The organism is Deltaproteobacteria bacterium, assembly GCA_018668695.1.
In the GTDB taxonomy this organism is placed as follows: Bacteria; Myxococcota; XYA12-FULL-58-9; order XYA12-FULL-58-9; family JABJBS01; genus JABJBS01.
The window spans coordinates 1-10,319 of record JABJBS010000355.1; the positions used below are offsets into that span (position 1 = coordinate 1).

Here is a 10,319-nt window from a genome sequence, read left to right on the forward strand (position 1 = left end):
GCAAGATAAGCCCGGCCAATAAGACATCTAGAACATTAACCTCGTTACGTAGAATTCCATCGAGTTCGCAGTATGTTTTCTCAATGGTTCCGCCCGTTGAAATCAGGGCAATTCGCTTCTTAGTCATGCAGACCTCCGTTTTCGCCAACAGGGCCGTCTAGCAAACTTGAACCGGGGTAAGCAATTGAATGCGGCTCGATTATAACGCTGATGCAAATCCCAGGCGCTGATTACTCAGGGACGAAAGATTGCTATCTTCATGACTTACCTATGCTTTTTAGTTCTATAGATGAGCTATCACCACGCAGCTCACCGTGATGCTTATAAAATACTCGTCATGACAAGGATTTGAGTCTCCCTCGACTGAATGTCTAGAGGGATGTGCTGTGGCGCGCCCGGAAGGATTCGAACCTCCGACACCCGGGTTCGAAGCCCGGTGCTCTATCCAGCTGAGCTACGGACGCACTCAAAAGCACGTTGCTAACGGGTTGTCAGCAGTGGCGTTATTAACCCAGAGGAATCACCATAGCAAGAGAAAGCACCACATAATCGCTGGAGGGTTGAATCCGGCGGCTAATTCAGCATACTGCCCACATGGACCAGAAGCGCTTGATATTCATCATCAGTTCACCTCGATCTGGCTCGACCATGCTCCAACGCATGCTTGGGTCTCACTCAGCTGTTTTCACCCATCCTGAGCCTCACCTCTTAACCCCGCTCAACTACCTGGGTTACTTCAATACTGTAGAGAAGGCCCCTTACGACCACATCAATGCCGGTCAAGCCGTCCGAGAACTGGTTGAAGAATTGCCCCGGGGTGAAGAAGATTATCTGGACGCACTGCGCGCTTACACCAACACAATCTACGGCCGGTTAAGCGAAACCAACGCAAGCCAATACTTCCTAGATAAGACGCCTGCCTATGGATTGGTGCTCCCCTTTCTTGAGAAGCTTTACCCCGAAGCTCACTATGTGGTGCTGACCCGGCATCCGATGGCTATTCATCATTCCGTTGCTCACTCATTCTTTGACGGTAACTACACGCAGGCCATGAACGACAATCCGATTGTCCAAGATTACGTCCCCGCCATTGGGGAGTTCCTACGAAGAAAAGCAGTGGATATTGTGCGGGTTCGATATGAAGACCTGACCACCAACCCGGAAGCCGAAATGAAACGTGTCGCGGAGCATATTGGACTCGAGTTCGAACCCGACCTCGTGACTTACGGCAATAAGAATCACATCACCAAGAGCTTCGGTGACCCAATGACTGTACACAAGCACGACAAGCCGGTGACCAGCTCCATTCACACCTGGGCCTCTGACCTTAAAGCCCGACCAAACGACCTTAAGGTTGCTCAAGAACTTGTCGGTGGCTTAGTAGAAGAAGACCTTGATGCATGGGGATACCCTCTCTCTGAATTTTGGGAACCGGTGGGCCAGGCCGCAGAGTCAGCCACCGCACGCGCACCGATGAACTCCTACCGCGTTAAGAAACAGGTCCTTCACGTCCTTCGCCGTAACATTCACGAAAATGCGCTCGGACGCGTTATCAAAAAAGTACGTTACTACTGCGACGTTCTTTTGAGGACATAAAAAAAGGAGAGCTATGCTCTCCTTCATTCGCTTATTAAGTACTTAATCAGCAGTCATCGTCACCATTGTTGTAGTCCAAGTTAAAACCACCGGTGATATTATCTTCACCAATATTGTCTACAATTTCCTGTGCACGACACTGAGGTAACCGGTCATTATAAACAATGCCCAAGGTCCCGTTAATTTGAGAGAGCTTATCGAGGTTGAAAATAAAGAGCTTGTCGTTGTTCTTGATTAAAACAGCACCATTAACCTCTTTGAGCCCCGAAAGGCTGAAGTTCTCAAGCCGCGGGCTGTCTTGAATAAAGAGATTCCCGTCTATTTTCGACAACTCTCCCCAGGCGAAGTTTGTAAGGCTTTCACTGAAAACAGTAACGTTACCAACCACTTCACCGTAAGAGCTGAAAAACTCTGCATCGACTTCATTCTCGATGCGGACATCTCCAGTGTAACCCCCGCCGCTACTGCCGCAAGCAGACAGTATGCCCAAAACAATAATGCAAATTAACGAACGCATCGAACACCTCGTGTTAATAATGAGCGGACTTCACGGTTTTTATGGAAGTCGGCGCAAACGGTACTCTCACGCCGGTGCCTTAGCAAGAAGAAACGAGTACTTCGCCTACAGGACCACGACGGTCAGCCCGGCTATTGATAGCGCGACGGGCGTATACTGTCCCGATATTAAAGCCTTTATAGAGCTTTCGTATAAACGGAGTATCTGAGTTCGAGAGTACACAATGAACTCCCCGACCGGCAAAACGTGCAAACATTTCGGCCAGTTGCTCCTGTTCAGCGTCTCCAAATCCACCCTTTGCGTAGGCGGTAAAAGAAGCGGTCTTTGATATCGGGTCATATGGCGGATCGAAATACACCAAATCACCACGTCGTACGCGGCGGCCCATCTCAAATACCGATTGATGCTTAATTCGTACGTCCTTCAGTGCATCCGATACACGGCGAAGGTTTGCTTCGTTGCAAATCGTCGGGTTGCTGTAACGGCCAAACGGCACGTTGAATTTACCTTTTCGATTTACGCGGTAAAGCCCGTTGAAACACGTTCGATTCAAAAAGATGATACGTGCTGCGGCTTCGGTCGTTGAAAGCATCTCTACCTGTTGTTCACGAACAGAATAGAAGTAAGCCTCTTCTGAGCGGTGCGCCTTAAGGGCCTCAATCACACCATCTACGTCATCTCTAATCGCCTGGTAGGCACCCACTAAGTCGGGGTTTACATCCGAGAGCGTTGCTTGCTTGGGATGAAGATTAAAAAAGACAGCGCCTCCTCCGACAAAGGGCTCGTGGTAGCGATTGAACTGCGCTGGGAAGCGGCTCAGTATCTGGGGTAATAGTTGTGTCTTGCCTCCGGCCCATTTCATAAAGGGTCTGGCAGAGACAAATTCAGTATTCTTTTTTGGTGATGTATTGCGCATGTGAAGTTTATAAACGGCGATCTTTTACATCTCAAAAAACGCGCGCGTTTTTAACACCATGTTTTTACAATATTTTTTTAACGTCAAAAACTTGATTAGGTCATCTTTAGCAGTATCTTGCGCCGCAAAAATTGGGCTCAATAAGGCCACGGAAAAACACTTCTAAACCGGCTCTAAGGTGCCCTCAAAGGGGTGCACTATCCCGGCTCTATTTATGGTAACTCAATTTCGGCGCGCTCAGATCCATAATCACGGGGCAATACAAATGGGTAAAGTTCAAACATCATTCGAAACCTTGAAACGATTTCACGGGCCATCATTCGAACGATTGAACCACCGCCAGGATGCATGGCATTCAGCGCTACCGCCGGCAGCCCGAGGCGGTCGGCAATGCAAATCGCACGCAAGTTATGAAAGCGCTGCGAAATAACCAGAACCGATTTTAGGCCATAAACATCTCTTGCTCGGTACATCGATTCAAAAGTTCGGAAACCGCCGCGGTCTTCAACGATGTGCGCTTCGGGTATGCCGCGCTCCACCAGCGAGGCTTTCATGGCTCCCGGTTCATCGGTAACGAGCCCGTAGCTCCCACTTACCAATATCATTCGGCATCGGCTTGCCTCGTAAGCGGCAACTGTCGCATCCATCCGGGCTTCATAAAAACGATTGGGTCGTCCATCGGCTAAAAGCGGTGCACAGCCTAAAACCAGTGCTACGTCCCTGCCCGGCAGCGCCATGGCTTTATCAAATACACGCCGGCGCCCCCGTGTTTCCACAAACACCCAGCTCACCGTGGCAACTGTAGAGAAAGCCACCAAAAATTTAAGTATGAAGAACATATGGAGAGCGAGTCTGCCCGATGAGGCTTCAAAAAAAAAGCAGGAAGCGCCATTGAGCGTAAGAAGGCAAAAAAAAAGGGCCCGCTCAGCGGACCCTCTTTCAATTATGCTTCAGCTAAGAAGGGGTAACCCACCGAACGTGGTGGATCGAAGTTCTCTTTCACCGTACGAGGGCTGGTCCAACGCAGAAGGTTCAAGTAACTGCCCGCCTTGTCATTGGTTCCAGATGCTCGGCCGCCGCCAAATGGCTGCTGACCCACAACGGCGCCGGTTGGCTTGTCGTTGATGTAAAAGTTACCCGCGGTATGACGAAGCGCTTTGCTTGCTTGAAGCACTGCGGCCTTCTCACGGGCAAAGATAGCGCCAGTAAGAGCATACGGGCTGGCCTTGTCGCAGAGTTCTAGCACTTCAGCGAACTCTCCATCAGGGTAAGAGTAAATCGTAACCACGGGTCCAAAAATCTCTTCCTGGATAAGCTTGAAGTTCGGGTCTTTCGCGAGAACTACAGTTGGCTGGATAAAGTAGCCTTTGCTGTCGTCGCACTCACCGCCGAGGAAAACTTCGCCATCTTTGTGCTCTTTAGCGTAATCGATGTAGCCCTTGATTTTATCGAAGGCGCGCTTATCAATCACAGCACCCATGAAGTTCCTAAAGTCGGTGATATCGCCAACTTTAAGCTCGGCGTGCATCCCTTTGAGCTTCTCAGACAACGCGCCCCACATTCCCTGAGGAACATAGACACGTGAAACAGCTGAGCACTTCTGACCCTGGTACTCGAAAGCACCGCGGGTAATAGCAACTGCAAGTGACTGAAGGTCTGCAGACTCGTGCGCCACGATGAAATCTTTACCGCCAGTTTCACCCACCAAGCGCGGGTAAGTTTCGTAGTTGGCAATGTTCTGCCCTACGGTTGCCCACATATGCTGGAAGGTCTTGGTTGAACCTGTGAAGTGAACACCACCAAGCTTTGGATGCTTCAATGCAATCTCACCAACCAAAGGTCCGGGTCCATGCACCATGTTAATAACGCCATCGGGAAGCCCTGCTTCCTTAAGCAAATCCATCATGACGTTGGCACTGAGCGCCTGTGTTTCAGAAGGCTTCCAAATACTAACGTTACCCATCAACACAGCGGCTGTTGGTAAGTTGATTGCAATCGATGAAAAGTTAAACGGGCTCACTGCGAGAACAAAACCGTCTAGAGGTCGGTAATCGAGTTGATTCCAGATACCTGGAGACGACTCTGGCTGACCGGCCATGATGTCTCGCGCAAACTTGACGTTGTATCGCCAGAAGTCACACAGCTCACAAACAGCATCAATCTCTGCTTGGTGTGCTGTCTTACTTTGCCCCAGCATCGTTGCTGCATTAGCAATGGGACGATAACGGCCAGCAAGTAAATCTGCTGCCTTGAGCAAGATACCGGCACGCTCTTCAAAGGGAACTGCAGCCCATGCATCTTTTACACTCAAAGCATTATCAATGGCTTCATGAACCTGTGCTTCGGTTGCAATGTGCAGTGTACCAATTTGCTTCTGGTGGTCGTGAGGCATCACGTAGGGTTCTGTTTTATCAGAGCCACATGGCTTACCGTCGATGATAGATGTGAGCTCAATATTACCTGCCGCCATCTGCGATAAAGCTTCTTTGAGAGCTGCACGCTCAGGGGTATTCGGAGCAAAAGATAAGACCGGCTCGTTACGAGGTACCGGCACTTCACGGTGCGCATTAAACATTTTGATTCTCCTAGAACGCTACACTCCGGACGCTATCGCCTTCCCTGCGACAACCGGGGCGTTCAGTGGGGGTTTGAGGCCGTCTATCCTGAAAAAGGGTGCCGGGTCGATAGGTTTTCTGCCCCAGTGTTGGCTCTTAGACGCATTTATGAGATCGCAATGACCCGAGCCCGGAGGTTAAAGATGCTCCACGAGACGAAGCCCCTTTGGGCAATCCATTCCCGTTACTTGAATGCTTCTCTCTGACGCACTGAGCCATTCAAACTCTAGGGTAACGGCTGAATCGGGAATCAAAGTTGGCAGCTGATTCGCCCATTCCACAACCGCCACCGCATCCTCGCGTAATAGCTGCTCTTCCAGACCAAGGTCTCGCGCGCTTTCCGAATCGTGCAACCGGTAGAAGTCCATATGAACCATCATACAACGCTTGGCTGGATACATGTTGGCAAGTGTATAGGTAGGGCTGGCCACCTCATGCATAGCATGAACACCCATGCCGCGGGCAAAGCCCTGAACAAAATGCGTCTTGCCCATCCCGAGATCACCGACCAGTGCAAAAACGGTCCCCACAGGAGCCATTTGTGCCAGCTTCTCTCCGAGCTTGCGCGTGGCCTCGGGCCTTCGCGATGTATAAATCCACTTTTTTTGGGTCATGCCGATTGTTACCGGCCCCACCTATGCAACACCGGCCCCAATGCGTCAACAATATCTGAAGCAATCAGCGCTGTTTCTCCAACAGTCTCGCTCGCCAGATCTCCTGCGCAACCATGCAATAACGTGGCTACTTTTGCCGCGTCTACTGCCATATAGCCGGCTGCTAAAAATGCCCCGACCATACCGGCCAGCACGTCTCCAGAGCCACCGGTCGCCATTCCCGCGTTGCCAGTACTCACAATCCAAGCTTCGCCACTGGGCGCAGCCACCACCGTACCGGCGCCTTTAAGAACCAAGACGCAGTCGTTAGCCTTGGCGAACTCAGTCGCTATGCCGATTCTATCCGCTTGAACCTCTTGTACTGTTTTACCCGTGAGCCGAGCCATTTCTTTGGGATGTGGCGTAAGCACCAGGTCACTTCGAATCCCCTGCCACCAATAAGGGTGAGCTGCCAGTCGGTTTAAAGCCTCTGCATCCAAGCAAAGTGGAAGGGAAGATTCATAGAGTAAGTGCTTTAAGCGAGCCTCGCAGAGCTGATCTCCAGCCAAGCCTGGCCCAATCACGGCGGCGGTGGCGCCCTCAAACATATCGGCCAACCAAGCTTCGGCCGTCTGCTCTTCACTGGTTACCCGCAACATCGCTTCAGGAGGCCTCTTGGTAGCCATTTGCAAAGTAGCTTCATCGGCTAGCCAACTGACCAAGCCCGCCCCGCTTCGCAATGCACCCATCAAGGCAAGTATCGCCGCACCCGGGGAAGTTTTCTGCCCAGCCCATACCGCAACATGCCCGTAGGTGCCCTTATGGGTATCTGCGCGTCTTTTCGAAATCAGCTCTGGTATATCCTCAACTTCGAGGAGGCTTGTTTGCACCCCGTGCTCAGCTGCAATTTTTTGAGGAATACCAATATCCGCCACGCATAAATCACCGGCATGCGCTGCCCCAGGAAACAGGAAGTGTCCTCTTTTGGGAAAAGCAAATGTCACGGTGCAGTCGGCTTGTACTGCGGGACCACTGACCACCCCGGTGTTGCCACAAACTCCGCTCGGGATATCCACAGCAACCACAACGCCTTCAAATCCCGCGATGACGTCAATCGCTTGCCCCATGACCGGTCTCGGTTCGCCATGGAGTCCTGTACCTAAAAGTGCATCGATGACAAGTTCGGTTTTTTCGACGGTTCTCTCAAAATGAGTCAAGTGGTCAGGCTGGGTAACAACTCTAACTGAGATATCAGGTATATCTGAATACATACGTTCAAGCGCAATTTCAGCCTCGCCCTTTACGACTTCTTCTTCAGCAAACAAAAAGACATGAACCGCGGCACCTTCTGCGGCCAAGAGTCTTGCGACCACAAAGCCGTCGCCCCCATTGTTGCCTTTACCACAGGCTACAACCACATCCGCGGGCATTTCCACGAGGTCCATACAAACCTGTGCTACGGCATCCCCGGCACTCTCCATCAAATCAATCCCAGGTATCCCCAGTTCATCGATGGCGTGACGGTCAACAGCCGACATTTCCTGATTGGTGAGGAGATAGTGCATGGACGTCTCCGATCTGGTCTAGCGTTCTAAGAGTTTAATCATATCACGAACCGCGCCATCTAGCCCTGAAAAGAGCGCGCGAGAGATAATCGAATGTCCCACATTAAAACGGCTGATACCCTCTACGGCTATCAGCTCCTGAATATTGTGGTAATGAATCCCGTGGCCGGCACTCACCTGCATCCCCAACTTATTCGCTGCGCGAGTCGCGTCAACGATTTTTTGAAGCTCCGCACGCCTAGCAATATCATCACGGGCATCAGCGAATCGGCCCGTATTGATTTCAACAGCCATCGTCTCCACTTTATGGGCACCACGAATCTGGTCTACATCTGGGTCTACAAAAAGGCTCACCTGGATGTCTGCTTCACGAAGCCCACTGATGTACTTTTTGAGATGCTCACGATGGTGTCCGATATCGAGACCAGACTCGGTGGTCAGCTCCCCTGCACGCTCTGGTACAATCGTTACCATATGAGGTTTAACCTCAAAAGCGAGCTTCTGATTTTCCTGGGTCGCCGCAATTTGCATATTGAGCGTGGTTTCCACAGTGTCTCGTAGGAGCAATAAATCTCGGTCTTGTATATGACGACGGTCTTCACGCAGGTGTGCTTTGATTTGTGAAGCTCCTGCCCGCTCGGCTACAGATGCCGCAGCAACAGGGTCAGGATAGCGGGTACGACGACCCTGCCGAAGAGTTCCCACATAATCAATGTTGAGTCCTAGCTCTGCTCTCGCCATCAGGATCTCCTTCAATCAGTTCAGAATAGAACGCATGGTGTCAGCGATTTCATTGGCCCAGGCATCAACCTGCCCTGCATCGGGACCTTCAACCAAAACTCGCGCCTTGGGTTCTGTGCCAGAATAGCGCACCATCACTCGGCCATCGCCGCCGAGCTTCGCTTCAACATCCTCAATGAGTTTTCTCACGGAGTCGAGTTCGGCGATGGGCTTCTTGTCTTGTACTTTGACGCTCACCAAAGATTGCGGAAATGGCACAAAGACCTTTTTCAAATCTGCCAACGCTTTGCCTCTTTGTTTCATCATGGTCATCAGCTTAAGTGCCCCAACCATACCGTCGCCTGTACTCGCGTGGTCAAGATAAACCAAATGACCTGACTGCTCTCCGCCGAAGCAAAAATTCCCAGCCCGCATGGCCTCTACCACGTAGCGGTCACCCACCTGTGTTCGAATCACTTTACCACCAAAACCTTCAACGGCTCTGTCCAAAGCAAGGTTACTCATCACAGTGGTCACCAAGGTCTTACCGGCCAAGGTACCATCCGCCATCATCGACTGGGCAGTGAGCGCTAGCAAGCAATCGCCGTCGACCACTTCACCCTTGTGATCGACTACAACAAGGCGGTCTGCATCGCCGTCGAGCGCTACGCCTAAGTCAGCGCCATGCTCCAGCACTGCTTTGGCGAGATTTTGCGGAAAGAGAGCGCCGCAGTTGTGGTTGATATTACGACCATCGGGCTTATTACCCAAAGCCACAACCTCAGCGCCTAGCTCTTCAAGAACCATCGGCGCCACTTTATAGGCGGCTCCATTCGCACAGTCGATTACAACCTTTAAGCCTTCAAGGTCCATAGTTGGCGGTACAACCGACTTAAGCTGGACGATGTATCGCCCAAGCGCATCATCAATTCGAAAAGCTTTACCCACTTCGTCTTTGGTGGGACGAATCGCTTCAACATGGTCGCTGGTCATGAACTCTTCGAGTTCGAGCTCTTTAGCGTCTGGAAGCTTGAAGCCGTCACGAGCAAATATCTTGATGCCATTGTCTTCATATGGGTTGTGGCTGGCACTGATCATCACGCCCGCATCAGCCCGCATATTTCGGGTAATGAAGGCAACGGCTGGCGTTGGCAGAGGTCCAAGTAAAAGAGCATCAACTCCCATAGAGCAAACACCACTGGCAAACGCCATTTCAACCATATAGCCCGATACACGGGTATCCTTGCCAATGACAATGCGGTGGCGATGGTCACCGTGCTTGGCTTGGTGAGCAACCGCCCGCCCAAGTGCCAGCGCAACTTCACAGGTCATCGGGTGCACATTGGCCGTGCCTCGAATACCGTCGGTGCCAAAATATTTTCGTTCTGTAGCGGATTTAGGAGATTTCGAATCACTCATTTTTAAACTCTTTGACGAGGGCTTATCTTCATTCGGGGACCAAGACGACCACTCGGGGAATCGGTACCACCAGCTGTGTACGCTCTGGGAGCGTAGTTCGCAACTCAACAGACTTCTCAAAACTCTTCAAGCCTTTTTCAAGCTCATCACCGATTTTCACAGTCGCCTCTAAGGATGAGGACTTCATGGCGTCTACCGACCGGCGCGGACCACTCACTCTAAGCATCACCGTGCTTGGCTCTACAGTCAGAGCCACACCATCGGCCTCCACTTTCACGGGAATATTACGAAACATACGCTGAATTTGCTCTTCACCAATTTCGATGCTGATAAAAACCTGCTTGGTAATCAGCTTCATTGGGTGCGGCGGATTGCGCA

The 10,319-nt window shown here is 51.3% G+C and carries 11 protein-coding genes and 1 tRNA gene; 1 reads left to right on the forward strand and 11 read right to left on the reverse strand.

What is annotated here, in order from left to right; translation table 11 throughout:
* Together HOK28_20255 and HOK28_20260 are read right to left on the reverse strand one after the other, a co-directional pair.
* Positions 1 to 127 (reverse strand): asparaginase (locus tag HOK28_20255; protein MBT6435440.1); only part of this gene is annotated, 127 nt, incomplete at its 3' end.
* 260 nt (positions 128 to 387) lie between these two features.
* A tRNA-Arg gene (locus tag HOK28_20260) sits at positions 388 to 464 on the reverse strand.
* 130 nt (positions 465 to 594) lie between these two features.
* Here HOK28_20260 and HOK28_20265 point away from each other — a divergent pair.
* A complete protein-coding gene (locus HOK28_20265; GenBank protein ID MBT6435441.1) occupies positions 595 to 1,596 on the forward strand; it encodes a sulfotransferase in 1,002 nt (333 codons plus the stop codon).
* A 46-nt stretch (positions 1,597 to 1,642) separates the two neighbouring features.
* On the opposite strand, the gene HOK28_20270 is transcribed toward HOK28_20265, so the two are convergent.
* The 9 genes from HOK28_20270 to HOK28_20310 form a co-directional block, all read right to left on the reverse strand.
* Complete coding sequence (locus HOK28_20270) at positions 1,643 to 2,113, reverse strand: hypothetical protein (GenBank protein MBT6435442.1); 471 nt, start codon at positions 2,111 to 2,113, stop codon at positions 1,643 to 1,645.
* A gap of 79 nt (positions 2,114 to 2,192) precedes the next feature.
* On the reverse strand, positions 2,193 to 3,029 hold the full coding sequence (locus tag HOK28_20275) for a DNA adenine methylase (GenBank protein ID MBT6435443.1): 837 nt from the start codon (positions 3,027 to 3,029) through the stop codon (positions 2,193 to 2,195).
* A 212-nt stretch (positions 3,030 to 3,241) separates the two neighbouring features.
* Positions 3,242 to 3,868: a DUF218 domain-containing protein gene (locus tag HOK28_20280; protein ID MBT6435444.1), complete on the reverse strand. Its 627-nt coding sequence runs from the start codon at positions 3,866 to 3,868 to the stop codon at positions 3,242 to 3,244.
* A gap of 104 nt (positions 3,869 to 3,972) precedes the next feature.
* Positions 3,973 to 5,604 carry an L-glutamate gamma-semialdehyde dehydrogenase gene (gene pruA, locus HOK28_20285; GenBank protein MBT6435445.1) on the reverse strand — a complete coding sequence of 544 codons (1,632 nt, stop codon included), beginning with the start codon at positions 5,602 to 5,604 and terminating at the stop codon, positions 3,973 to 3,975.
* Positions 5,605 to 5,781: 177 nt separating this feature from the next.
* Complete coding sequence (gene tsaE / locus HOK28_20290; GenBank protein ID MBT6435446.1) at positions 5,782 to 6,258, reverse strand: tRNA (adenosine(37)-N6)-threonylcarbamoyltransferase complex ATPase subunit type 1 TsaE; 477 nt, start codon at positions 6,256 to 6,258, stop codon at positions 5,782 to 5,784.
* 8 nt (positions 6,259 to 6,266) lie between these two features.
* Complete coding sequence (locus HOK28_20295) at positions 6,267 to 7,802, reverse strand: NAD(P)H-hydrate dehydratase (protein MBT6435447.1); 1,536 nt, start codon at positions 7,800 to 7,802, stop codon at positions 6,267 to 6,269.
* An 18-nt stretch (positions 7,803 to 7,820) separates the two neighbouring features.
* Positions 7,821 to 8,543 (reverse strand): pyridoxine 5'-phosphate synthase, encoded by a 723-nt coding sequence (locus HOK28_20300; GenBank protein ID MBT6435448.1) that lies wholly within the window; start codon positions 8,541 to 8,543, stop codon positions 7,821 to 7,823.
* A 15-nt stretch (positions 8,544 to 8,558) separates the two neighbouring features.
* Positions 8,559 to 9,941 carry a phosphoglucosamine mutase gene (locus tag HOK28_20305; protein MBT6435449.1) on the reverse strand — a complete coding sequence of 461 codons (1,383 nt, stop codon included), beginning with the start codon at positions 9,939 to 9,941 and terminating at the stop codon, positions 8,559 to 8,561.
* A gap of 28 nt (positions 9,942 to 9,969) precedes the next feature.
* Positions 9,970 to 10,299: a hypothetical protein gene (locus HOK28_20310; GenBank protein ID MBT6435450.1), complete on the reverse strand. Its 330-nt coding sequence runs from the start codon at positions 10,297 to 10,299 to the stop codon at positions 9,970 to 9,972.
* Positions 10,300 to 10,319 lie beyond the last annotated feature (20 nt).